Source organism: Terrabacter sp. 2YAF2, from assembly GCF_052114705.1.
In the GTDB taxonomy this organism is placed as follows: domain Bacteria; phylum Actinomycetota; class Actinomycetes; order Actinomycetales; family Dermatophilaceae; genus Terrabacter.
In genome coordinates this window covers 91,414-115,137 of record NZ_JBFRFG010000016.1, presented here as the reverse complement: position 1 = coordinate 115,137, position 23,724 = coordinate 91,414, and the positions used below count along the sequence as shown (strand labels likewise).

Below are 23,724 nucleotides of genomic sequence, written 5' to 3'. Positions count from 1 at the left end.
GGGGCCAGCCGAGTGTGCAGACGCGCCTCTGGCCGACGACGATCTGGGGCCGCGCCAGACGGTCGCGCCTCAGGACTGCTTGACGCGGACCATGCCCTCCTGGGCCGTCGTGGCGACGAGGGTGCCGTCCTGGCTGAAGATCTCGCCGATCGACAGGCCTCGGCCGCTCACGGCGGACGGCGACTGCTGGGCGTAGAGCAGCCACTCGTCGGCGCGGACGTCGCGGTGGAACCACATCGAGTGGTCCAGGCTCGCGACCCGGAGCCGTCGGTCGGTCCAGACGAGGCCGTGCCGGCGGAGCACCGGCTCGAGCAGCGAGTAGTCGCTCGAGTAGGCGAGGACCGCGGCGTGCAGGAGGGGATCGTCGGGGAGCCGGGCGACCGCACGCATCCACACGTGGTTCGCCGCGACCTGCTCGGGACCCGCATCGAGGAACATGTTGCTCTCGACGGGACGCAGCTCGATGGGGCGCGCCTCTGCGATGTGGCGGGCGCCGGGGTGGTCGACGCCGCGGAAGGCGTCCGCCAGCGAGACGAGGCCCTCGGGCCCGGGCACGTGCGGCATCGCGTTCTGGTGGTCGAGGCCCCCGGCCCGCTCCTGGAAGGAGCAGGTCATCGACATGATCGGCGCGCCCTTCTGGACCGCATGCACGCGCCTGGTGGAGAAGGAGTTGCCGTCGCGCATCTCCTCGACGGCGAAGCGGATCGGCAGCGTGTCGTCGCCCGGCCGCATGAAGTAGCCGTGGAGCGAGTGGATGGGGCGCGACCCGTCGCCGTCGTTGAGGTCGCGCACGGTGATGCCGGCGGCCATGACGCACTGGGCCAGGACCTGTCCACCGAACACGCGGCCATGGGGCATCTTCTGGCTGCGGCCCTCGAAGACCCGCGCGGACGCGGCGCCGATCGACTCGGCGGCGTCGCGCCCCTGGACGTCCGTGACGGCGATGTGGGCCGTGCCGACGTCCTCGAGGGTCAGCACCTCGATGAGGTCGTCGAGCGGGGGGAGCGGGCGCGGCTCGGAGGGGGCGTCTGCAGTCACGGGACGACCCTAGTGGCAGCGACCGAGTCGCCGTCGCAGCCCGCGACCGGTGTCACGCCTCCATGGCCAGCGCCATCGGGAGCACGGCCGGCGCACCGGCGTCACGGAGGAGGCCGGCGCAGACGGTCAGGGTCCAGCGGGAGTCGCTGACGTCGTCGAGCAGCAGCACCGGCCCGGGTATGCCAGTCAGGGCGTTCCCGAGCTCGGGCCCCACCGCGAGTCGTCCCCAGACGTTGGCCAGCCGAAAGGCGCTGTTACCGCCCGGCTCGCCGACGGGACCGCCCTCGACGAGGTCGAGCGCCCCCAGGTAGGGCAGACGCCCGAGCTGACCGATGCCTTCGGCCAACGAGCTGACGAGCAGCGGCCGTCGGCGCGAGGGGACCGACACGATCGCCGCGGGCCGCTCCCGCCAGCCCCAGCCCGCGAGGACGTCGACGCACGCGCGCAGGACCTCGGCCGGGACCTCCCGGTCCTCGCCCCTGAGCAGCTCGCGCAGACGCTGGCCCCACCCGAGGTCGCTCAGGCGGGCGACGGCTCGGCCTTCGTCCATGGCGACCGAGGGCGCGATCTTTCCCTTGAACGGGACGCCGAGGCGGTCCATGCCGGACGGCCACTGGGCGCGCGCGTCGAGCACGACACCAGGTCGCTCGAGGCGTGACCGGGCCGTGTTGACCGCGGCCTCGGGGATCGTCGTGTCGAACCAGGGCCCGACGCACCGGTCGCACCGGCCGCAGGGCTCGGCGGAGTCGTCGTCGAGGGTCTCCTGGAGGAAGGCCATGCGACAGCGGTCCGTGCGTTCGTAGTCGACCATGAGCTGCTGCTCGCGCTCCCGGGCCTCGGTGACCCGGCCGTAGCGCTCGGCGTCGTAGGTCCACGGCTCGCCGGTGGCGGTCCAGCCGCCGGGCACGCGGTGGACGGCGCCGTCGACGTCGAGCACCTTGAGGAGCAGCTCGAGGCGAGTGCGGCGCACGTCGACGATGGTCTCCAGTGCCACCGTCGAGAGGGCCTTGGGGGACTCGGTCAGTGCACGCACGACGGCGTCTGCCTGATCCTGCTTGGGCATCGAGGCCGAGGCGAAGTAGCGCCAGATGTCCTTGTCCTCGGGGCCGGGCATGAGCAGCACGTCGGCACGCTCGGTGGCGCGGCCCGCGCGACCGACCTGCTGGTAGTAGGCGACCGGCGACGACGGGGCGCCGAGGTGCAGGACGAAACCGAGATCGGGCTTGTCGAAACCCATGCCGAGAGCCGAGGTCGCGATGAGGGCCTTGACCTCGTTGTCGCGCAGCGCCTCCTCGAGCCGGATCCGCTCGGACGGCTCGGTGCGTCCGGTGTAGGCGGCCACCTGGTGTCCTGCCTCGCGGAGCGCCGCTGCGACGTCTTCGGCGGCCGCCACCGTGAGCGCGTAGACGATGCCCGAGCCGGGCAGCTCGCCCAGGTGTGCGATGAGCCAGGCGAGGCGCTGCTCCGGGGCCGCGAGGGGCAGCACGCCGAGACGCAGCGACGCCCGGGCCAGGGGCCCTCGCAGCGTCAGGACGTCGCGGCCGCCAGCCCCCAGCTGCTCGACGACGTCGGTGACGACGCGCGCGTTGGCCGTCGCTGTCGTCGCCAGGACCGGTGTGCGCTCGGGCAGCGTCGTCAGCAGGTCGCGGATGCGCCGGTAGTCCGGTCGGAAGTCGTGGCCCCAGTCGCTGATGCAGTGGGCCTCGTCGACGACGAGCAGTCCGCACGTCTCGGCGAGCGCGGGCAGCTGCTCGTCGCGGAAGCGCGGGTTGTTGAGGCGTTCGGGGCTGACGAGCAGCACGTCGACCTCGCCACGTGCGAGAGCGCCGGACACGGCGCCCCACTCCTCGGCGTTCGTCGAGTTGAGCGTGACGGCCCTGATGCCCGCGCGCTGGGCAGCCGCGATCTGGTCGCGCATCAGCGCCAACAGGGGGCTGACGATGACGGTGGGACCCGCGCCCTCGGCCCGCCGGAGGGCGGTGGCCACGAAGTAGACGGCCGACTTGCCCCACCCGGTACGTTGCACGACGAGCACGCGGCGCCGCCCGGCCACGAGCTCGTTGATCGCCTCGAGCTGGCCGTCGCGGAACTCGACGTCCTCTCGGCCGACGAGCCGACGGAGCGCGGTGGTCGCTCGGTCGCGGAGGGCTGGGTCGACGTCGGCGACGGACGGTGCGGAGGGGGCCGAGGTGGAGGGTGACGTCATGGCACCCAACCTACGTGGCCGCACCGACCGGCCCGACCGGCATACGCAGGCTGTGGACGCACGGGCCGTCCACGGAGGGGATGTGGACGAGCGTGGCCGCTCAGGGCTGGAAGGATGGGGCCTATGACGGAGACGAGCGACGTGACCGGCACCCCTCCCGAGGCCGAACCACAGGCGAGGCCGTATGCCGCGCAGGTCTCGTTGCGCTGGTCCGACATGGACGCGTACGCCCACATCAACAACGTGCAGTTCCTCAGGCTGCTCGAGGACGCGCGAGTCATCGCCTTCCGCGACTGGTTCGACGGCGGGGGAGCGGGCGACAAGACCATGCTTGACGAGGGCGTGCTCGTGTCGCGTCACGAGATCGAGTACCGCCGGCCCCTGGGTTTCCGGCATGCGCCCGTGGAGATCCAGATGTGGGTCTCGCGGATCGGCGGGGCGGGTTTCGACGTCGCCTACATCGTGACCGACCCCGATGGCGTGGGCGACGGTGAGCGACCGGTCTACGCCGTCGCGGAGACCGAGCTCGCGCTCTACGACTTCGCGAGCGAGGCGCCCCGGCGCATGCGACCCGACGAGCGTGCGTCGGTCCGGGTCCACCTCGGCGAGCCTGCGCCGTTCCGGAGGCGGCGTCGGTGACCGACACCGCGCACATCGACTTCGGCGACCCGCGCGGGCTCGCCGACCTCGGCACCTACCTCGCCCGCGCGAGCCGGGCCAACCCCGACGGCGCGGTGCGCCTCCAGGTGCTCGGCGACCTGCTCGTCACGACCGTCGCGGTCATCGAGGGGACCGGGCTCCTGGGCGAGGGCACGGTGCTCGGGATGCGCGTCGTCACGATCGCACCGTCCGCCTCGGTGGACACGACCGTGTCGATCGCGTCCGTCAACGACCGTCTGGCGCGTGACGGGAACACCGCCGCGCTCAGCGTCCCCCCCACCACCGTGCGTGCTCCGTGGAGCGGACTCACGCCGCCGCGTGACGGATGGGAGCCTGTTGGTCAGCTCGACGGCCAAGTCATCGAATCCATTGCGCTCCAAGGCATCTCGCAGGTCGCGGAGGGCACGCCTGCCAATGCCGGTGGTCATGCGGTCGACTCCCTGAGACGGCGCACGTGGGGTGCGATGAGCGACACCGTGCCGCCCATCGCCGCCGGCCTCGCCTTCGGCGCGCACGTGCTGGGCTTCACCGCAGCGGGGGAGGGCGCGTCGATCGCGGCCCACGGCCGGTGGACCCGCCTCAGCACGTCGCGGGGTCACGTCCTCGTCCGCTGACCCGATGGCGTATGCCGTCCGCCTCGCGGCGTGCGCCAGCCCGGGCGCCTGGTCGGGTCGCCTCAGTCGCGGCCGGTCCACACGCCACGTTCGACGAGCACGTCCTTGAGCACGTCGATGCGGTCGCTGACGAGGCCGTCGATGCCGAGGTCGAGCAGGCGCCGCATCTCGTCGGCGTCGTCGATGGTCCAGACGTGCACCTGCTTGCCGTAACGGTGCGCGGTCTCGACGAGACGCTCGGTGACCACCCGAACAGGCCTGCCGCGCAACGGGATCGACGTGGGCACTTGGAAGACGTCCGCCGGGGTGCGGAGGACCGCGGTGAGCGCACGGGGCCCGAATCGGGCCAACGCCGTGCCGATCTGGGCGGCCGCTGTCGCCACCGTTCCGTGCGAGAGCCGCCGGAACTGCGAGATGTTGCGCTGGGAGAACGAGCCGACACAGACCTGGTCGTGCAGCCCCCGCTCCTCGATGAGGCGCCACAGGGGCTCGGCCGTTCCGGGAGCCTTGAGGTCGATGTTGAGGTTGACGTTGGGCCAGGCGTCGAGCACGTCGGTGAGCAGCGGCACGTGGCCGCCGTCGCCGACCTCGGCGTGCGACACCTCGGACCACGGCAGGTCGCGAATCCGCCCGTGCGCGTTGCTGACCCGGTCGAGGTCGGTGTCGTGGAACGCGACCAGCTTCCCGTCCCTCGTAACGTGGACGTCGGTCTCGAGATGGGTGTAGCCCAGGCCGACGGCGTTGCCGAATGCGGTCATGGTGTTCTCGAGCCCCAGGTTGGGTGCGTAGAGCGATCCGCCCCGGTGGGCCAAGGCCACCGGAGTCCGCTCCAGGTAGGCCCGCGTCGTCGCCATGGAACCGAGGCTATCGCCCGATCCGATGTGCCGGCTCACGGCCTGTAGCAGCCTCGGCGACGTCCACCCGCAGAATCAAATGCTGTTGTCGCATCAGGTCATGACTCTGACCGAATGGCACGGGTGGAGTACTCGACTGCACGCTCGTCCAGATATGCCCGCCAGCCCTCTTCGATGGCATCCCGTCCGGACGGTTGCCCCAGGGGTGCCGGCAAGAAGGGCACAAAGCCTTCGATCTCGTCGGGGTAGTTGAAGTCGGCGTAGATGCCTTCGATCTCGGCCATCGGATCCCTCGACGACGAGCGCCGCTCGTAGAGGCGAGCGAGAACGAGGTAGAGCTAGACACGTGACGGATCCGGATCGGAAGTTGAAGTTGTCGTCTCGATCTCGGTGAGCAGCGCTGGGACACGATCGAGCTCATCCGCGAGCAGTAGAGCGAGTTGTTCCAATGCCGGTAGCTCGCACGTCCCTCGCGCCAAAGCGAATTCGGCGAGCTTCACGACAGCGCGGTCGTCGAGAAACCAAGGCGGAAGCCGCGCACGAGCTCTGCAGGCATCAGACGCGCTCGGCCTCCGACGAAGTCCGCGGTGAGCTCAGCCTCCATGACGTGTGTCATCAGGGCCGTTTGCGATCGAACTCATGCTGAGGGCCGGGCGCTATCAATCGAGTCTGGTGGCACGCTAAATCGGCTGGTGGGCAATGTCACCCGTCCGTGAGGCGCGCAGTCAGCAGGGCTCTCTCACCCCTCGCGTGCCCCGCCTGGGTTGCTTCCAGCCAGGCGACGAACGAGACCGGGGCAGCGTCGTGATCGCCTTGCCACACGCTGGCAATGCGATTGAGCGACTCGTCAATGGTGGAAGCCCAAGGCCGGAATCCCTCTCTGCTGACATCTCCAGGCACGACGAGCCCCTCACGAAGAAGGGCCTCTACGAGGCGGATGGCTCGCTCGACATAGGCATCCTCGTCCGTGTCCCCGGCAAACCTGGCGATGTCGAAGATATCTGCGGGCTGCAGCCAGTCGTCCGTGGCACGGGCCAAGAGCTCATCGATCTGTTCCTCGTGGGTCAGTCGAGAACGTGGTACTCCCCACTTCATCTGATGTGCACCTTTCTCTTGCGACCGTCTGCGAAGTGCAGGTCGATCGTGGCACCACCGGAGGTCGACTTCTCCCGCAGGCTGACCCTGAGCCCGTCCGGTCGCAGGTAGCGCACGCCGGGGTAACTTTCCGGGTCGATGGGCCACGCATCGCGTTTCAGCACGTCGAAGAGGTCCCGAAGCTCCTGATCCGATTCGACGAGCCGAGTATTGGGGCTACGGCCCTTGGAAAGACGGTCCACCCCGGCGAGTCCGTCATCGTGACCGTCGACCATGTGGGCGCGGTCGGTGGGACCAGTTCGTTGCCCGAGCCGCTCCGTGGCCGTGCCGGCGGAGCCGCCCGCCTTGTCGTCGAGCAGGGCGTCCATAGCCGCACGGATCTCCACCTGGCGCGCGGCCCGGAGGTCGCCGGCCGTCGGGAGCAGGGGCGCGCGTCCGGCGCCGACCGTGATCGTCGATCGCACGTCGGCGCACCCGCCCGCGAGCGATTCGACGCGGGACACGAGCCTGGCACGCCGAGCGTCGTCGAGTTCGGTCTGGGACAGCTCGACGTCAGAGCGCACGAGCGCGATGACGAGGTCGTCACTCGTGGTCCGCAGCGTCCCGCCCTGCGCGTAGGTGTGCACCATCGACACCAGCCCCATCGGGCCTCCACGGCGGATCTCGTCGATGGCGTGCCCTGCCTCGGCGAGCCCCTGCCACGCCGACCGGTTGAGGGCGTCCTGACGTCGCGCGACGGCGACGAGCGCAGCCGACGCTGCCTGGTCGAGGAACCCGAGGCGCACGATGTCGCGACGCACGTCGCCACCACCCCGGACGGTCGTCTGCGCTGCTGCGAGCTCGTGGTCGACGAGCCGGTCGTATGCCGCACCGGCGTCCTTCGCGTGCAGCCCCGTCCCGGTGTCGACCGCCAGCGCGCCGACAACCCCCGCCAGCTCCCGACTGTCGAGCCACGGCTGTGTGCCGCGTGACGTCTCGGCGGAGTACCTCGGAGCCGGTCCAGACGCCTGGAGCGGTGTCGTCAGCGCGAGGTCGACGTTCTCGCGCATCGCGGAGAACCAGTCGACGACGAGGTTCTCGACCGGCGCGGTGGACCGGGCGTAGATCCGTGTCGTCGACGCCTCGAGCATCGCGTGTGCGCTCATGCGGGAGAGCTCGAGCATGACGCGCGCACGGGTCTCAGCAGCACCGGTGTCGGTGCCCGAGACGACACCCGACAGCAGTCGCACGAGGTCGGCGTCGGTTGCCAGGCGCAGATCGGGGTGGCTCTCGATCCCGTTGGCCTCGTGGGTGATCCAGCGTCGAACGAGGTGCTCGCCGAGGGTGAGCCGGTCACCTCGCGAGTTCGACAGTGCGCCACCTGTGGCCCCCGGACCGGGCAACGGCTCGGCCAGCAGCGCGGCCTGCTCGGCAGGGTCGTCGCCCACGTTCTCGAGCAGGACGTGCAGGGCGTCGCCCGTCCGCGCGGCGTCGTCGAACCAGGAGGCGAACGCCTCCGGGCCGTCAGGGCGCACGGTCGTGCCGTGCCGCATCTCCGAGTCCGCGTCGCGGGTCTCGGCGACCTCGGCAGAAGCGACTGCTGCCGCCGCCCGTCGGGTGAGTCGTGCGGGTAGCCGTCGGTCGTCACGTGCCGCTCGCGCCCCCGAGAGCAGCTGTCCCATCAGCCAGGCCCCGGTGGCGCGGCCGCTGCCCGACGGGTCGACACGGACCGTGTCCACCCCGGCGACGAGGTCGTCTGCGAGCAGTGCCGCCCCCGACGCCAGCTGGGAGCGAGTCCGGGGGTCGGTGCCCGGGGGCGGACGATGGCTCGTTGCCGTGATGACGAGTGACCCGAACGCGCCGAGAACCCGGCGCACCGTGTCGACGTGGGCACCCGACCCGCTCCTCGTCACGCCCGCGGCCAGGAGCAGCTGCGCCAGCCCGTCGGCACCGAGCTCCGAGAGCAGCGTCTGTGCGTACACCGGGTCATCGACGCGTGCCTCGATGCGGGTCGCGATCTGCGCGACCGTGTCGTCTCGCAATCCGCCCGCCGAGCCCCCACCCGCTGAGACCGCACGGCGCACCAGCACGCTGTCGGCGAGGCCGGCGTCTCGCGACGCCCGTGCTGCCACGACACCGTCGGCGAACCACAGGCCTCCGGTGACGGCGGACTGCACTGTTGCTGCGCTCACCGTCCTCCCCGGCGGGAACGTCGCGCCGGTCACACCGGAGATGCCGCCGGCGCACCGGCGCGCCGTTGCCGTCAGCTCGTCGATGACGCCCGAGTACGCGCGGCTCAGCCGAGCGCGTCCCGCGGCCAGGTCCGCGCGGGATCGCTCCATCCCCAGCACGCCGATCGTCCCCGTCGGGTCCGGGAGGGCGGCGAGGCGAAGGACGGTCAGCACGTGCTCGGCGTCGAGCGCATCCCACTGGCGCTGCAACGAGCGCACCCGCGCGATCGCGTGGTCGAGTGCGGCGGCATACGCCAGCAGTGCGCGTGCGGCCGCGGGGAGGGCGTCGACGACGGGGTGACACCGCCTTGCGAGCTCGGCCGCCTCGGCTTCGGCCGCAGTCGCCGCATCTCCTGTCCAGACCGCGCCGAGTCTCGCGCCCAGCGTCCCGCGCACGGTGAGGGTCGAACGAGCCCGCGCGGCGACCCGGTCCAGCGACCGCGCTGCACCACGCAGGCCTTCGACGTCTCCCGCGGGCAGCGGCAGCGCGACCGCTCCTGCGATCGATGCGGCAGCGCTCCCGGCGTCGTGGACGCGACTCATCCGGAGCCGGAGGCCGAGATGCCTTGCGACGCAGGCCCGCTCGCCGACACCTGCGCGAATCCGGCCGTGACGAAGAGCTCCACCGCGCGGACTTCCAGGGTCGACCGGTCGAGTCGGTCGCCGAGGGCACTCGCCGCGTCGGCAACCGCGTCGAGGGCATACGCGTGCACGGCACGGAAGCGCTCGAGTGCGACTCGGATGCCCTCACCCTCGACGCCCAGTGCGCTCAGGGCACCCGCCGTCGCTGCGGCGACGAGTGACGCGCACTCATGCAGCTCGGCGGGGTCGTGTGCCAGCGCGAGCCGTTCACGGGACACCCCTTCGGTGTCGATGGAGTAGCGCGTCATGCCTCGACCGTAGGAGAGCGGGGCGGACCGCATCGGCCGTCATCCACAGGCCCGGGTATGCCGTGAGGCCCCCGTCCCGAAGGACAGGGGCCTCACGTGCGGGCGGGCAGACCGCCTGTCACGACATCAGGACCAGCGGGCCCAGACCGTCACGTCGGTCGGCACGAGGCCGTCCTCGAGCGGGGCAGAGGTGACGATGACCTCGGCGCCCTTCGGCAGGGCGACGGGCTCGGCGCCGAGGTTGGCGACCACGAGGACCCGGTCGCGCAGGGACGAGCCGTTGGTCAGCGCGACGACGTCGCCGGCATACCCCTCGACCCACGTCAGCGAGCCGGTCCCGAGGGACAGCTCGCGACGCGCGGCGAGCAGCGCGCGGTAGAGCTCGAGCGTCGAGCCGGCGACGCCCTCCTGGCGGTCCACGGCGTAGTCGGCGTAGACATCGGGCTGCGGGAGCCACGTGCTGGCGCTCGGACCGAAGCCCAGCGACGGTCCATCGGCCGACCACGGGATCGGCACGCGGCAGCCGTCACGGCCCGTCTCGGCGCCGGCGGTGCGAGCGAACGTGGGGTCCTGGCGGAACTCGGCCGGCATGTCGGTCGAGTCGGGCAGACCGAGCTCCTCGCCCTGGTAGATGTACGCGCCACCGGGCAGCGCGAGCATGAGCGCGGTCGCCGCGCGGGCCCGGCGCAGGCCGAGCGCGCGGTCGGGCTGCGGGTCGGTCGCCGAGATGCCGTTCATCCGCGGCGTGCCGGGCGCGAAGCCGAGACGCGACGCGTGGCGCACCACGTCGTGGTTCGACAGCACCCACGTCGACGGCGCGCCGACGGAGTCCGCGGCGTGCAGCGACGAGGTGATGACCGCGCGCAGGTCGTGGGCGATCCACGAGGAGGTGAGGAAGTCGAAGTTGAACGCCTGGTGCATCTCGTCCGGGCGGACGTAGGCGACGGCGCGCTCCTGCGGCTCGACCCAGGCCTCGGCGCAGAGGATGCGGTCGGGCGTGCCGTAGGACTCGAGGATCTGGCGCCACGCGCGGTAGACCTCGTGGACACCGTCCTGGTCCCACATCGGGCTGCGCTTCGTGTGGTCGATGCGCGGCGCCTCCTCGGCGATTCCGTGCCCGTGCTCGCCCTCGTGCTCGGCGTGCCCGAGCATCGTCGTGCGCTCGTCGTCGGTGTCGGGCAGGCCCTGCTCCTTGATCAGGCCGTGCGCGACGTCCACACGGAAGCCGTCGACGCCACGGTCGAGCCAGAAGCGCAGGATCGACTCGAACTCGGCGCGCACCTCGGGGTGCTCCCAGTTGAAGTCGGGCTGCTTGGTGTCGAAGATGTGCAGGTACCACTGGCCCGGGCGGCCGTCGGCCTCGGTGACGCGCGTCCACGCGGCCCCGCCGAAGACGGACTCCCAGTTGTTCGGGGGCAGCTCGCCGTGCTCGCCACGGCCCTCGCGGAACATGTAGCGCGCGCGCTCCGCCGAGCCCGGACCCGCGGCGAGGGCGGCCTTGAACCACTCGTGCTCGTCGGACGAGTGGTTGGGCACCATGTCGACGATGACCTTGAGGTCGAGCTCGTGGGCGCGGGCGATCATCGCGTCGGCGTCGTCGAGGGAGCCGAAGATCGGGTCGATGTCGCGGTAGTCGGCGACGTCGTAGCCGGCGTCGGCCTGCGGCGAGGTGTAGAAGGGGGAGAGCCAGATGGCGTCGACGCCGAGGGCGCGCAGGTGCGGCAGGCGCGAGGTGATGCCGGGGAGGTCGCCGATGCCATCGCCGTCGCTGTCGGCCCACGAGCGCGGGTAGATCTGGTAGATGACCGCCTGCCGCCACCACGCGGCGTCGGGTCGGTCGGCGGCGTGCACGGGGGTCGCGTCCTCGCGAACGTCCACGTCGTGTCCGGCGGCGAGCCCGGACTCGAGCTCGGGGTGGTTCAGGGTCTGGGTTGCTGATGGCGTCACGAGCCACCATCGTTCCTCATCGGACCGAAAACTCAAAGAAAATTCTGCAAGTTCTTGCAACGTGTCGCTCGGGGCCGGACTGTCCCTGCTTCTTGGTAGGAACGGAGGATGAAGAGCGGCTTCGTCGTCCCGTACGCCACCGAACGCGAGTTCGCCGAGCTGGGGCGTCTCGGCGAGGAGCGCGGATGGGACGCCGTCCTCGGCTGGGAGGCGCTCTACGGCGTCGAGGCGTGGGTGCAGCTCGGCGCGGCGGCGATGGTCACCGAGCGCATCCGCCTCGGCACGCTGCTGACCCCCGCCTCACGCCACCGACCCTGGGACCTGGCCTCCCGGGTCGGTTCGGTCGACCGGATCAGCGGTGGTCGTGCGTTCATGTCGGTCGGTCTGGGCGCCCTCCACCCCGGATGGCTCGCCTTCGAGGCCGACGAGGGTCGCGCCGCCCGCGCCCGCAAGCTCGACGAGAGCCTCGCGATCTACGCCGGGCTGCTCGGTGACGCCGCCACCTTCACGTATGCCGGGAGGTACTACAGCGCCGGAGCCAACGACTTCATGCTGCCTCCGTCCACCCCGCAGAGGCCCCACCCGCCGGTCTGGGTCGTCGGCGCACCGAGCCCTGGGGGTGGCCGGCAGCGTTCGCTCGAGCGGGCCGCCCGTTGGCAGGGTCTGATCCCGGCGATCCACGCACCCGACGGTCGACCCAAGACGGTCGAGGCCTTCGCTGCAGTCGTCGACACGGTGCGCCGGCTCCGCGCGGAGCAGGGACTGCCCTGGGAGGGCTACGACGTCGTCATCGAGGCGGACTCGTGGGGCTCGTTCACCACCCTCGAGCCGGCGGAGCCTCCCGCCTGGGAACAGGCCGGGGCGACGTGGTGGATCGACAGCTGGTGGGACGTGCCGCAGGGCGGCGAGGGTCTCGCCGAGGTGCGCCGCCGCGTCGCAGCGGGTCCGCCGCCGTCGCGATGACCCCGGGGGCCGCCCGGCCGAGGACCCCGATGGCGTGGCGCTACCGTCTGGTGCATGACGACCTTTGTCACGGCTGCCTTCTGCCTCGTCCGGGACGGGCAGTTGCTCACGGTCCGCAAAGCCGGGTCGGTGCGTTTCATGCTGCCCGGCGGCAAGATCGACCCTGGGGAGAGCGCCCGTGAGGCAGCCGTGCGTGAGGTCATGGAGGAGGTCGGGCTCGACGTCTCGGGCCTCGGTGAGCGGCTCGGCCGATTCCACGACGTCGCGGCCAACGAACCGGACGCCTGGGTCGACGCCACCGTCTACGTCACGCAGCTGCGGCCCGACGACGTCCCTGCGCCGCTCGCCGAGATCGCCGAGCAGCGCTGGCTCGGGCTCGACGACGAGCTCCCCGCCGACCTCGCCCCGCTGCTGAGCAACCACGTCGTCCCGTCGGGGCGTCACCCCGGMCCGGGGTGACGCCCTTCAGCGGGTGTGCCCGTCGTCAGCGGGGCCCGCCGTGCATGTCGATGACGCCGGCCTTGGCCGCCTTCTTGACGGCGTCGGCCTCAGCCTGGGTCAGCTTGCCGTCCTTGACGGCCTGCGCGAGCCGGTCGTCGAACGCCTTCTGCTCGGTGGCCTCGTGAGCGGCCCGCAGGTCGGCGAAGGCCGCCTTGACCTTGGCCGCGTCGATGCCGAGCTTGCCCGCGAGCTTGGTCGCCAGCTCGTCCTGCATCGTTGCCGGGTCGGGCCTCGTCGCGTTGCCCTGACCGGGGGTGTGGCTGGCCCGCAGCTCGTCACGCACGGCCTTGAGTGCGTCGGCGAGCTTGGTCTGGTCGACACCCAGCTTCGTGGCGAGCGCTGACACGTCGACGCCCGCACCCATTCCCCCGCCCCTGCCGCCGTGGCGACCCCCGGGGCCCCAGCCGTGGCCGGCGCCGCCCGTCGTGCCCTGGTTCGCGTCCCCCTGCGTCGAGCTCGCCGTCGGGGTGGGTGTGGTCGTGCTCGCGTCGTCCGCGCGCGCCACCTGGGTGACGCCGAGCCCGATGACCGCCGCCGCCGCACCCACGGCAGCGACGCCCGCCACCTTCTTGTTCAGCGGCTTCCCGTTGATCGACAGCATGCGCGTCCTTCCGTCGTGGTCACCGGGCACACGCACCCGGACGTGGGTTCTCCTGCGACCAGAGAACACCCCGGCTGTGGGTCCACAGCCGTGAACGGGCTGTGAGTTGCTGTGAGTCCCACCGGGAGCGGGTCGATCGGCGCCTCAGAACGTGCCGTCGGGACCCGGCGCGTTGACGAGGCTGTAGGCCGCCCGCGTCAGGTAGTCGCGCAGCCGGTCGTCGTTCTCCGGCGAGAGCTCGAGGGTGTCGACGGCGTTCATCATGTGCAGCAGCCATCGGTCGCGCATGTCGGGCGTCACCTGGAAGGGCAGGTGGCGCATCCGCAGTCGCGGATGACCGCGCTGCTCGGAGTACGTCGTCGGGCCGCCCCAGTACTGCTCGAAGAACATCCGGAGGCGCTCCTGCGCCGGACCGAGGTCCTGCTCGGGGTAGAGGGCGCGCAGCGGCTCGTCCTCTGCGACGCCGCGGTAGAACTCGCGCACGAGCTTGGCGAAGGTCTCGTGGCCCCCGAAGTCGTCGTAGTACGTCACGTCGGTCAGTCTCGCAGAGGCGGGTTCACGGTCGCCGTCCGGCTGCCGCGGCGGACGGCCGTGTACCGGGCAGGCTCCATTCGCCCGTCACTTCGGGGCGGGCCCGCTGTAGGGCGCCATGACGGGCAGTGGGCTGCGCACGCCTTCACGGTCGAAGGCCCTCTTGACCCGTTCGCGGATCTCGCGCTGGACGCCGAACTGCTCGTTGGCGATCGTCTTGGCGATGATGCGGATCGTGATGGCGCCGTTGGCGATCGACTCGACACCGACGACGTTGGGCTCCTCGAGGAGGATGTCCTTGAAGGCGTCGTCGTCGTCCATGACGCTCACGACGTCACGGATCACGGAGATCGCCTTCTCGACGTCCTGGTCGTAGGCGACGGGGATGTCCACGATGGCCGTCGACCAGCCCTGAGTCTTGTTGCCGATCCGGACGATCTCGCCGTTGCGGACGTACCACGTCATGCCGCCGGCATCGCGCAGCTGGGTGACGCGCAGCGACACGTTCTCGACCGTACCGACGACCTCGCCGGTGTCGATGACGTCACCGACGCCGTACTGGTCCTCGACGATCATGAAGACCCCGGACAGGAAGTCCTTGACGAGGCTCTGCGCGCCGAAGGCGAGCGCCACGCCGCCGACACTCGCCGAGGCGAGCATCGGCCCGAGCGGGATCCCGACCAGCGACAGGACGGTCAGGGCGGTGATGCCGAGCACGACGAACGTCGTGATGCTCTTGAGCAGGGCGCCCATCGTCTGGGTGCGCTGGACGTGTCGCACGTTCGCGCCACGGACGGCCTGGAGGGCGCGGCCCGCGCCGGGGATGCTCGCGAGACGCTCCGCGCGCCGCGACGTCGCCGTCGCGACGACCCGGTTGATGAGCCGGTGCAGCACGAAGCGCGCGAGGAGACCCACGACGACCACCGTGATGATGAGCAGCGGTGTGCCCACGAGCCAGTCCCCGACCCCGGCCCAGGTGAGGTTGGAGAGGTCGGGCATCGAGAGGTTCACGGGCAGCTCCTGCGAGGGAGACGGACTCGGTGTCGGTGTGGGCGTGGAGGTCAGGGGGGTCACAGCGGTCAGGTTCGTGAAGGCGTCGATCACAGGTTCTCAGCAGGTTCTCAGTCAGGTGGTCGGTCAGGTGGTCGGTCAGGTGGTCGGTGAGGGTCGGTGAGGCCTCAGCCGGGAGCCGGCAGAGCCGTGGTGCGGGGCCGCCTCGCGAGGCGGCCCCGCACCCGTGGCTCAGCCGCGGCGGTCGCGCTCCTGCGCCACCAGCGCGCGGGCGATCGTGTCGCGGTTCTCGGCGACGGTGCGCACCAGGCCGGGCGCCTCGTCCGCGTTGGCGGCGAGCCAGGCGTCCGAGGCGTCCTTGAGCTGCTGGCTCGCGAGCGAGAACGGGTAGAAGCCGCCCACGACGCGCTCGCCGATGGCGACACTGCGCTCGGCCCACGCGTCGACGAGCATCGCGTGGTACTTCTCGACGTAGGGCTCGAGCAGCGACAGGTCGGCGCTCCGACGGAAGCCGGCGCTGATGGCCTCGACCATCTGGTTGGACAGGTCGTTGCGCTCGACGGCCTTGGCCCAGGCGTCGGCCTTGGCCTCTGCGGTGGGCCGTGCGGCGAGCGCCTCGGCGGCTCGCTCCTTGCCGGTGGCCGTGGGGTCCCGGTCGAGCTCGGCCGCGATCTCGACGTCATCGGCCGCACCGAGAGCCGCGAGAGCCTTGATGAAGGTCCACCGCAGCTCCGTGTCGACGGTCAGCTCCGGGAGGGACTCGGCGCCCGACAGCAAGGCCCGCAGCCGCGCCTCGTCGGCCGGGTCGGACGTCGTGCCCGCCCAGGCCTCGACGAGCTGGAACTGGGCGTCACTGCCGGCCTCGGCCGTCTCGGCCAGCGATCGCAGCGAGGACGACAGCAGCGCGGAGACCTCGGCGCGGTGCTCCGGTGCCGTGTAGAGGCGCGCGGCCGTCGAGACCTGACCGAGGAGGACGCGCAGCAGGGTCGAGTCGGTCTCGCCCGGCATCGACTCGAGGACGAAGCGGACGAAGTCACGGGCCGGCATCTCGCCGTCACGGGTCATGTCCCACGTCGCGCCGAGCACGAGCGAGCGGGGCAGCGAGTCCTGAAAGCCGCGGGGCAGTGAGAGCGCCGTCGCGAGCGAGCGCTCGTCGAGGCGGATCTTGCCGTAGGCGAGGTCGTCGTCGTTGACCAGCAGCAGGTCGGGCTGCTCCTGGCCGACGAGCTCCGCGAGATCGGTGCGCGCCCCGGAGATGTCCACCTCGTCGTAGCCGACCCGCTCGAGCACGTCGCCGGCCGCCCCCGCCTCAGCGCGTCGGACGGCATACCGGCCGATGCCGATGCGGTGCGGGCGGAGCGTCGGGTGCTCCTCGGTCGCGGTCTGCGTGATCGCGAACGAGCTGTAGCGACCGTCCGCGTCGACCTCGAAGACGGGCCGCAGCGTGTTGACGCCGGCCGTCTCGAGCCACAGCTTGCTCCACTCGGTCAGCTCGCGGCCGGAGGCCTTCTCGAGTTCGCCGAGCAGGTCGGAGAGCGTCGTGTTGCCCCACGCGTGCTTGCGGAAGTACTCGCGCAGCGCGGCGACGAACGGCTCACGACCGACGTACGCGACGAGCTGCTTGAGCACCGACGCGCCCTTGGCATACGTGATGCCGTCGAAGTTGACCTCGACGTCCTCGAGGTGGCGCATGTCGGCGGCGATGGGGTGGGTCGAGGAGAGCTGGTCCTGGGTGTAGGCCCACGCCTTCTCCGCGGTGCCGAACGTCGTCCACGCGCTCGTCCACTCGGTGGCCTCGGCCTGGCACGTCGTCGACGCCCACTCGGCGAAGGACTCGTTGAGCCAGAGGTCGTCCCACCACTTCATCGTCACGAGGTTGCCGAACCACATGTGGGCCAGCTCGTGCAGGATCGTCAGGGCGCGGCGCTCGATCTTGGCCTCGGAGACCTTGGACCGGAAGACGTAGACCTCGACGAAGGTGACGGCCCCGGCGTTCTCCATCGCACCCATGTTGTACTCGGGCGTGAAGATCTGGTCGTACTTCTCGAACGGGTACGGCTGGTCGAACTCCGCCTCGAAGAACGCGAAGCCCTTCTTCGTGCAGTCGAAGATGTTGTCGGCGTCGAGGTACTGCGTCAGCGACTTGCGGCAGTAGACACCGAGCGGCACGACACCCTTGCGCGTCTGCACCTCGTCGCGGACCTCGTCGTACGGGCCGGCGATGAGCGCCGTGATGTACGAGGAGATGCGCTGCGTCGGCTCGAACGACCACGTCGCGCGCTCGACGCCGTCCGCCACGCCGGCGGCCTGGGGGGCGGGCGTGGGGGAGTTGCTGATCACCTTCCAGTGCGCGGGCGCGGTCACCGTGAAGCGGAAGGACGCCTTGAGGTCCGGCTGCTCGAACACGGCATACATGCGCCGGGAGTCCGGGACCTCGAACTGCGTGTAGAGGTAGACCTCGTTGTCGACGGGGTCGACGAAGCGGTGCAGTCCCTCGCCGGTGTTGGTGTAGCGGCCCGTCGCGTCGACGGTGAGCTCGTTCTCGGCGGCCAGGCCGGGCAGGGCGATGCGTGAGTCCGCGAAGACCTCGGCCGGGTCGAGGTCCACGCCGTTGAGCGTCACCTTCTCGACGGAGTCGGCGATGAGGTCGATGAACGTGTCGGCGCCGGGCTCGGAGCAGGTGAACGCGACCGTGGTGACGGTGTGGAAGTTCTCCGGGCCCGTGGTCAGGTCGAGGCGGACGTCGTAGGCGTCGACGCGCAGGATGCCCGCGCGGCTGGCCGCCTCGTCGCGGGTGAGGTTCTTGCCGGGCACGTAGGGACCTCCTGGGAAGGGTTCGGGGGCGCGACGGTGCGTCGGTGGACGGCGTCGTCGCGGGCCATCCTCGCACGGAACCCCCACCGGTCCACCACCGCAATCGGTGCGTCAGGGGCAGTGCCATGATGGGCCGCATGGTCGATGTGAAGGACAGCCCGAAGACGAGCGGTGACACCGTCGAGATGTGGTTCGACCCGATCTGTCCGTGGGCGTGGATGACGTCGCGCTGGCTGATGGAGGTCGAGACGCTGCGCGACCTCGACGTGACGTGGTCGGTCATGAGTCTTGCGGTGCTCAACGAGCACCGGCACGACCTCGACGCCGCCTACCGGGCGCGCATGGACGAGGCGTGGGCCCCGGTCCGCGTCATCATCGCCGCCGCCGAGGCGCACGGAGACTCCGTCATCAAGCCCCTCTACGACTCCATGGGCACCCGCATCCACCTGCGCAAGATCGCCGACTTCGACCAGGTCATCCGCGAGTCGCTCGAGGAGGTCGGCCTGCCCGCGGCGCTCGCCAAGGAGGCCCACCACAAGAAGCACGACGCGGCGCTGCACCGCAGCCACAAGCGCGGGATCAGCCTCGTCGGCACCGACGTCGGCACGCCGATCATCGCCGTCAACGGCGTCGCGTTCTTCGGCCCGGTCGTGACGCCCGCCCCGAAGGGCGAGGACGCCGCGCGACTCTGGGACGGCTGCGTGCTCGTCGCCGGCATCCCCGGCTTCTACGAGCTGAAGCGCAGCCGCACCCAGGGCCCCATCCTCACCTGAGACGGACCTCGCTCCTTCCACCCCGCAGCACCCCGGTTCCTCAAGACACCACTCCGACGCACCCAAGGACGGACATGCGCATCCACATCGGCGGCGACCACGCGGCATACGAGCTCCACCAGTCCCTCGCCGCCCACCTGCGCGACGCCGGCCACGACGTCGTCGACCACGGCCCGTTCGGCTACGACGCGCAGGACGACTACCCGGTCTTCGTGCTGCGGGCGGCCGAGGCCGTCGCGGCCGACCCGGGATCCCTCGGTGTCGTGCTCGGCGGCTCGGGCAACGGCGAGCAGATCGCCGCCAACAAGGTCTCGGGCATCCGGGCGGCCCTGGCCTACAGCGCCGAGCTGGCACGCCTGGCGCGCGAGCACAACAACGCCCAGGTCGTCTCCATCGGCGCCCGGTTCACGCCGGACGACGTCGCCAAGGAGATCGTCGACACCTTCGTCGCGACGAACTTCACCGATGAGGCGCGCCACAGCCGGCGTCTGGGTATGGTTTCGGCGTACGAGAACACGGGGGACTTGCCGGCTTTGCCGGATTCGTCCGCGCGCTGACTGCTTGGCGTCCGCCGTCCCCTCCATCACGGCGAGGAGGCACGTGTCCAGGATCGAGAGCGTCGTCTCTCGGCGCTCTCACTACGCTGCCGGACCGGTGCGACGCCTCCGTCAGCTGGGCGCGTGGCTGGGCCGGGCACCGTGGGTCCTCGTCAGCGCCTTCCTCGCCCTGGGCGTCGCGGCGACGGTGTCGGTCGTCCTCTGGCCGGACTACGTGCCGTGGGGCGTGTATGCGTTCGTCGTCGTGCTCTCGGGCCTCTTCCTCGAGCCCCGTCTGCTGCTCGTGGTCTACATCGGCCTCTTCCTCGCCATGTCGATCCTCGGCGCCTACCTCGGCGAGCTGAAGCCCGCGAACACCGGCGCGCAGATCGTGACCGTCGCCATCATGACGCTCATGCTGTGGCTCTCGCACGCCCGCGCCCAGGTCGGCGTCGTCGGTGTCAGCGGCGAGTCGATGCTCGTCGACATGCGGGACCGGCTCCGGGCCCAGGGGGAGCTGCCGCCCCTGCCACCCTCGTGGCGGGCCGAGGTCGCCCTCGAGTCCGCCTACGGCGACGGGTTCGCCGGTGACTTCGTCGTGGCGAGCCGCTCCACCGATGGCGCCACCCTCGAGATCGCCCTGGTCGACGTGTCGGGCAAGGGCCGTGAGGCAGGCACCCGTTCGCTGCTGCTCTCCGGTGCGCTCGGCGGCCTGCTGGGGGAGATGAGCGAGGGGCGCTTCCTCCAGTCCGCCAACAACCACCTGCTGCGGCTGCGCTGGGACGAGGGCTTCGCCACGGCCGTGCACGTCGCCGTCGACCTCGAGACCGGCAACTTCACCATCGGGTACGCCGGCCACCCGGCGGCCGCCCAGTTCGCGGCGGGTTCCGGCCGGTGGCGGATGCTCTCCGGTGGGCGGGGGCCGCTGCTCGGTGTCATCGACCATGCCACCTACCCCCGCGAGACGGGCACGCTCCGTCGCGGTGACGCGCTCGTGCTCTACAGCGACGGCGTCATCGAGGCCCGCGACAAGACCCTCGTCGACGGCATCGACCGCATGCTCGGCCGGGCCGAGTCGTTCGTCCGCACCGGCTTCGAGGGGCTCGCCCAGCGGCTCTGCGACCAGGCCGCGGCCGGCCTCGGCGACGACCGCGCCGTCGTCACGATCTGGCGCACCTGAGCCGTCGCCGGCGCGTGCGTCGGCCATCGCCACCGCTCACTACGATGCCGGGGTGAGCCAACAGCCAGACTCAACCGATGCCGTGCCCATCCGGACGGCGAGCGCGCCGGCCGCGTCGACGGGCCGCAAGGAGCACGCCGTCCCCGACCTGCCGCCGGGCGTCACGCCGGCACGGGTGCGCACGTTCGTCCGCCGTGGGCGGCTGTCGTCCCTGACCAGGGAACGCGTCGAGCGCCTCGCGCCGTCCCGGTCCCTGCCCGAGGGCCCCTTCGACGCCTCGGCCGCGTTCGGGCGAAGGGCGCCCGTCGTCCTCGAGATCGGCTGCGGGCACGGGCATGCGGCGATCGCGTATGCCGCGGCCTTCCCCGAGCACGACATCGTCGCCATGGACGTCCACACCCCCGGACTCGCCCGGATGCTCGCCGACGCCGATGAGGCCGGGGTGCCCAACCTGCGCGTCGAGATCGGCGACGCGGTGCTCTTCCTCGAGGAGCGGGTACACGACGCCACGTTCGACGCCGTCCACCTCTTCTTCCCCGACCCGTGGCGCAAGCAGAAGCACACGAAGCGGCGGTTCGTCAGTCCCGCGAACCTCGACCTGCTCGCCCGCACCCTCAAGCCCGGCGGGCACGTGCTCATCGCCACCGACCAGGACTTCTACGCCGAGCACGCGCTGGCCGAGGTTGCCGCTCATGCGCGCTTCGAGGCCCACCGGGTCGACCGTCCCCAGTGGCGGCCGCGAGATGGCTTCGAGGCCAAGGGGATTGCCGTGGGGCGCGCCATCAACGAGCTCCGTCTGGACCTCACCGACTGACGCCGCCCGGGCGCAGCCCGGCAACGAACGAGCCGGACCTACCTTGCGTAGGTCCGGCTCGTCTCGATGTCCCGGGACATCACACGGTCGGGGCAACAGGATTCGAACCTGCGACCTTCCACTCCCAAAGCGGACGCGCTACCAAACTGCGCCATGCCCCGTCGCGTCCGGGTGCCGGACGCGAACGCGCCCGCGGGCGGGTCGATTTCAGCGGACCGGACGCGAACCAGTAGGCTAGCGCAGCGGGTCGCCGGCACGACCGGCGCCTTGCGGGCGTAGCTCAATGGTAGAGCCTCAGTCTTCCAAACTGATCACGCGAGTTCGATTCTCGTCGCCCGCTCCGATTGCCAGCACGAAACAGCTTGGCGCTGAACGCCTTTGCAGGTCGGCCTCCGACCCTCAAGACGTCATGAGCCCCGCTCACCTGAAGGTGAGCGGGGCTCAGTCAGTGTCGCGGTGGAGGGCTCTCCGGGCGGGTCAGGTCACGGGTCGCACTTGGAGGTGCTGTACGCGGCGGTCTGGGAGACGATGCACGTCTTGAGGAAGTCGCCGAACTCCTTGTCCCTCCACGTCTGCCAGAAGTCAGCGTGCAGGGAGCGGCCGTCGCTGGTGCCCATCATCTTGTCCGAGGACAGCGCCACGTCCGTGCCGTTGCCCACATAGGGGAACTGGATCGTCTCGCGCAGCTCGGCCACACCGATGGGGAACCCCGCGGGGCACTTCTTCGCGACCGCGTACGCGTAGTGCGCGTTGTCCCTGGTGTCACCGTTCTGGGCCGCCGTGTGGTTCGGCTTGACGCCGTCCCAGCAGGAGGGGAAGTCGATGTGCGCGGTCAGCGTCAGCCCCGGCTTGCCCGACAGGCCGGTGCAGTCGGGGATGGACTGAACGGGCGTCGCGCGGGCGCCAGACTTCATCCCGCAGCTCCAGTTGTACCGGCTGGCGACGAGGCGGGTGTCAGCAGGGATCGGCTGCGCCGCGCCGAACGTGGCACCCGACGCGCTGCGGTAGTAGGCGGTGAACTGCTGCGCGGGGATCAGCTGCCCAGCCTTCGGGCCGGAGACGTAGCGCAGGGTGGGGGTCCAGTACCCGGCCGAGTCGGCGCTGTACGACAGGCCGAGGACGTTGCGGCAGTTGGTGGCCTTGCCGACGAGGTCGGCGTAGTTCGCGGCGTTGGGGTTGGCCAGCGAGTGCCAGGCGATGTTCCCGAAGAACTGGTGCTCGTGCATCGACGGGCCGGGGGAGTTGTGGTTGACGATGGGGTCGTAGGAGCCGACCGCCACCGCCGGCTGCCCGGACACGTCGCACTTGACCTTGCCCAGCGCGGACGCCGCGCCGGCGGGCAGGAGCAGTGCCGTGATGAGGCCGACCACGATGGCGATCGGCAGGAGGACGCGCCGGGATGGTGCGATGGAGGGAGGTGTTGCATGGTTCATGCGGCGGAGGCTACCGGACATCGTGTGATATCACCCGTTTTGTGGCGGGTGGGACTGGGGTGGCGTTCAGTGTCCCTGCAGCACAAACGACTGGACCTCGCAACCCGTGCGTTCCTACGGTGGCTGGCATGTTCCGCCCCGACCTGCACGAGGCCCTACGCGACCGCGACGCCGTGCTCCGCGCCTTCCTTGCTCCCGACGGCACCCTGACGAGCATCCCCACCAAGATCCGCAAGCGCCTCGTCGTGCTCGACCTGCTCGCGCAGGAGTTCGACCCGGGGGAGCGCTACGACGAGACGCAGGTCAACAACCGGCTGCGTGCCTTCCACCCCGATGTCGCGGCACTGCGTCGCTACCTCGTCGAGGAGGGCTTTCTCGACCGGGCCGACGGGCAGTACTGGCGCAGCGGCGGCACGGTCGCCTGACCGGCCACACGGCATACGCCATCGAGACCGAGCTCAGCGGAAGCCGAGCGTCTCGCTGAGCCAGCTCTCCGCGCCGTCGGCCTCGAGGCCGGCCTCGACCGCGGCCGCCGTGCGGGCCGACGGCCACCCGTGGACCCAGAACAGCGCCAGGCCGCCCGGAAGCGCGATGAGCAACGGCAGCCACGAGTGCGGCGTGAACGCGAACGAGCACGCGAACGCGACGAGCACCGGAGCCTCGGCGAGCGCCACCCGCAGGGTCGTCGTGGAGGTGAAGTAACGCAGGCTCGTGGTCTCGGCGTTCTCCCGCGGCAGGCCGTGCGGGAGGGCCGGGACGGCATACCCGACGTAGCGGATGAGCGTGGCCGAGGCGACGAGCGTGGCCAGCACGATGCCGACCGCCCACGGCGACGGCATCGGCGCGGACGGGTCGACGAGGATGCGCACCACGCTCAGCATCAGGGCCCCCATGCCGACCGCGACCGAGACCATCTGGATCGGCCGCAGGGCAGCGCTCTCGGGGGAGGTGAACGGTCCGGGAGAGGTGCTCATGGGTCCCGAGCATAGGCGGGCGGCGTCCGCGGACGATCCGCGCATTTAGCCATCGGCCGCGCGCCCGATAGCATGGTGC

General features: G+C 71.0%; 22 protein-coding genes, 2 tRNA genes and 1 pseudogene. 10 read left to right on the top strand and 15 right to left on the bottom strand.

Features of this window, described 5'->3' with window-relative positions; all coding sequences use genetic code 11:
• Window positions 1-69: 69 nt before the first annotated feature.
• On the bottom strand, window positions 70-1,038 hold the full coding sequence (locus AB4030_RS16845) for an acyl-CoA thioesterase (protein ID WP_442280358.1): 969 nt from the start codon (window positions 1,036-1,038) through the stop codon (window positions 70-72).
• A 52-nt stretch (window positions 1,039-1,090) separates the two neighbouring features.
• A complete protein-coding gene (locus AB4030_RS16840) occupies window positions 1,091-3,244 on the bottom strand; it encodes a RecQ family ATP-dependent DNA helicase (protein WP_442280357.1) in 2,154 nt (717 codons plus the stop codon).
• Window positions 3,245-3,367: 123 nt separating this feature from the next.
• Between AB4030_RS16840 and AB4030_RS16835 the strand changes: the two genes are divergently transcribed.
• Both AB4030_RS16835 and AB4030_RS16830 read left to right on the top strand, forming a co-directional pair.
• On the top strand, window positions 3,368-3,883 hold the full coding sequence (locus AB4030_RS16835; RefSeq protein ID WP_442280356.1) for an acyl-CoA thioesterase: 516 nt from the start codon (window positions 3,368-3,370) through the stop codon (window positions 3,881-3,883).
• Window positions 3,880-4,518, top strand: a complete 639-nt coding sequence (locus AB4030_RS16830) for a hypothetical protein (RefSeq protein WP_442280355.1) — start codon at window positions 3,880-3,882, stop codon at window positions 4,516-4,518. Before AB4030_RS16835 ends, AB4030_RS16830 begins: the two co-directional genes overlap by 4 nt.
• A 62-nt stretch (window positions 4,519-4,580) precedes the next feature.
• On the opposite strand, the gene AB4030_RS16825 is transcribed toward AB4030_RS16830, so the two are convergent.
• The 6 genes and pseudogenes from AB4030_RS16825 to AB4030_RS16800 all read right to left on the bottom strand — a co-directional run bounded on the left by AB4030_RS16825 (window position 4,581) and on the right by AB4030_RS16800 (window position 11,514).
• Window positions 4,581-5,372 carry a glycerophosphodiester phosphodiesterase gene (locus AB4030_RS16825; RefSeq protein WP_442280354.1) on the bottom strand — a complete coding sequence of 264 codons (792 nt, stop codon included), beginning with the start codon at window positions 5,370-5,372 and terminating at the stop codon, window positions 4,581-4,583.
• Between the two features lie 98 nt (window positions 5,373-5,470).
• A pseudogene (locus tag AB4030_RS16820) lies at window positions 5,471-5,698 on the bottom strand (DUF2247 family protein); the annotation flags it as partial.
• A gap of 376 nt (window positions 5,699-6,074) precedes the next feature.
• Window positions 6,075-6,467, bottom strand: a complete 393-nt coding sequence (locus AB4030_RS16815) for a hypothetical protein (RefSeq protein ID WP_442280353.1) — start codon at window positions 6,465-6,467, stop codon at window positions 6,075-6,077.
• Window positions 6,464-9,220 (bottom strand): hypothetical protein, encoded by a 2,757-nt coding sequence (locus tag AB4030_RS16810; RefSeq protein WP_442280352.1) that lies wholly within the window; start codon window positions 9,218-9,220, stop codon window positions 6,464-6,466. The genes AB4030_RS16815 and AB4030_RS16810 overlap by 4 nt, the downstream gene beginning before the upstream one ends.
• Window positions 9,217-9,567, bottom strand: coding sequence for a hypothetical protein (locus AB4030_RS16805; protein ID WP_442280351.1), 351 nt, complete (start codon window positions 9,565-9,567; stop codon window positions 9,217-9,219). The genes AB4030_RS16810 and AB4030_RS16805 overlap by 4 nt, the downstream gene beginning before the upstream one ends.
• A gap of 126 nt (window positions 9,568-9,693) precedes the next feature.
• Window positions 9,694-11,514: a glycoside hydrolase family 13 protein gene (locus tag AB4030_RS16800; protein ID WP_442280350.1), complete on the bottom strand. Its 1,821-nt coding sequence runs from the start codon at window positions 11,512-11,514 to the stop codon at window positions 9,694-9,696.
• Window positions 11,515-11,622: 108 nt separating this feature from the next.
• On the opposite strand from AB4030_RS16800, the gene AB4030_RS16795 reads away from it, so the two are divergent.
• Both AB4030_RS16795 and AB4030_RS16790 read left to right on the top strand, forming a co-directional pair.
• On the top strand, window positions 11,623-12,477 hold the full coding sequence (locus tag AB4030_RS16795; RefSeq protein WP_442280349.1) for an LLM class flavin-dependent oxidoreductase: 855 nt from the start codon (window positions 11,623-11,625) through the stop codon (window positions 12,475-12,477).
• Between the two features lie 54 nt (window positions 12,478-12,531).
• Window positions 12,532-12,936 (top strand): NUDIX hydrolase, encoded by a 405-nt coding sequence (locus tag AB4030_RS16790; protein WP_442280348.1) that lies wholly within the window; start codon window positions 12,532-12,534, stop codon window positions 12,934-12,936.
• A 25-nt stretch (window positions 12,937-12,961) separates the two neighbouring features.
• On the opposite strand, the gene AB4030_RS16785 is transcribed toward AB4030_RS16790, so the two are convergent.
• The 4 genes from AB4030_RS16785 to pepN all read right to left on the bottom strand — a co-directional run bounded on the left by AB4030_RS16785 (window position 12,962) and on the right by pepN (window position 17,935).
• Window positions 12,962-13,579 (bottom strand): hypothetical protein, encoded by a 618-nt coding sequence (locus AB4030_RS16785; protein ID WP_442280347.1) that lies wholly within the window; start codon window positions 13,577-13,579, stop codon window positions 12,962-12,964.
• A gap of 144 nt (window positions 13,580-13,723) precedes the next feature.
• Window positions 13,724-14,110 (bottom strand): globin, encoded by a 387-nt coding sequence (locus AB4030_RS16780; RefSeq protein WP_442280346.1) that lies wholly within the window; start codon window positions 14,108-14,110, stop codon window positions 13,724-13,726.
• An 87-nt stretch (window positions 14,111-14,197) separates the two neighbouring features.
• Window positions 14,198-15,121, bottom strand: a complete 924-nt coding sequence (locus AB4030_RS16775) for a mechanosensitive ion channel family protein (RefSeq protein ID WP_442280345.1) — start codon at window positions 15,119-15,121, stop codon at window positions 14,198-14,200.
• A gap of 231 nt (window positions 15,122-15,352) precedes the next feature.
• Window positions 15,353-17,935, bottom strand: a complete 2,583-nt coding sequence (gene pepN, locus AB4030_RS16770; protein ID WP_442280344.1) for an aminopeptidase N — start codon at window positions 17,933-17,935, stop codon at window positions 15,353-15,355.
• 137 nt (window positions 17,936-18,072) lie between these two features.
• Between pepN and AB4030_RS16765 the strand changes: the two genes are divergently transcribed.
• From AB4030_RS16765 to trmB, 4 genes are all read left to right on the top strand, one after another.
• On the top strand, window positions 18,073-18,708 hold the full coding sequence (locus AB4030_RS16765; protein WP_442280343.1) for a mycothiol-dependent nitroreductase Rv2466c family protein: 636 nt from the start codon (window positions 18,073-18,075) through the stop codon (window positions 18,706-18,708).
• 74 nt (window positions 18,709-18,782) lie between these two features.
• Window positions 18,783-19,265 carry a ribose-5-phosphate isomerase gene (locus tag AB4030_RS16760; protein WP_442280342.1) on the top strand — a complete coding sequence of 161 codons (483 nt, stop codon included), beginning with the start codon at window positions 18,783-18,785 and terminating at the stop codon, window positions 19,263-19,265.
• 97 nt (window positions 19,266-19,362) lie between these two features.
• Window positions 19,363-20,424, top strand: a complete 1,062-nt coding sequence (locus tag AB4030_RS16755; RefSeq protein ID WP_442280341.1) for a PP2C family protein-serine/threonine phosphatase — start codon at window positions 19,363-19,365, stop codon at window positions 20,422-20,424.
• A 52-nt stretch (window positions 20,425-20,476) separates the two neighbouring features.
• A complete protein-coding gene (trmB, locus tag AB4030_RS16750) occupies window positions 20,477-21,238 on the top strand; it encodes a tRNA (guanosine(46)-N7)-methyltransferase TrmB (RefSeq protein WP_442280340.1) in 762 nt (253 codons plus the stop codon).
• Between the two features lie 87 nt (window positions 21,239-21,325).
• Here trmB and AB4030_RS16745 read toward each other — a convergent pair.
• A tRNA-Pro gene (locus AB4030_RS16745) sits at window positions 21,326-21,399 on the bottom strand.
• Between the two features lie 108 nt (window positions 21,400-21,507).
• On the opposite strand from AB4030_RS16745, the gene AB4030_RS16740 reads away from it, so the two are divergent.
• Window positions 21,508-21,578: transfer RNA gene (locus AB4030_RS16740), tRNA-Gly, on the top strand.
• 142 nt (window positions 21,579-21,720) lie between these two features.
• On the opposite strand, the gene AB4030_RS16735 is transcribed toward AB4030_RS16740, so the two are convergent.
• Window positions 21,721-22,671, bottom strand: a complete 951-nt coding sequence (locus tag AB4030_RS16735; RefSeq protein ID WP_442280339.1) for a DUF1996 domain-containing protein — start codon at window positions 22,669-22,671, stop codon at window positions 21,721-21,723.
• A 128-nt stretch (window positions 22,672-22,799) separates the two neighbouring features.
• Here AB4030_RS16735 and AB4030_RS16730 point away from each other — a divergent pair, with 128 nt between their 5' ends.
• Complete coding sequence (locus AB4030_RS16730; RefSeq protein ID WP_442280338.1) at window positions 22,800-23,096, top strand: DUF2087 domain-containing protein; 297 nt, start codon at window positions 22,800-22,802, stop codon at window positions 23,094-23,096.
• Between the two features lie 33 nt (window positions 23,097-23,129).
• Here AB4030_RS16730 and AB4030_RS16725 read toward each other — a convergent pair whose 3' ends face one another.
• Window positions 23,130-23,645 (bottom strand): hypothetical protein, encoded by a 516-nt coding sequence (locus AB4030_RS16725; protein WP_442280337.1) that lies wholly within the window; start codon window positions 23,643-23,645, stop codon window positions 23,130-23,132.
• Window positions 23,646-23,724 lie beyond the last annotated feature (79 nt).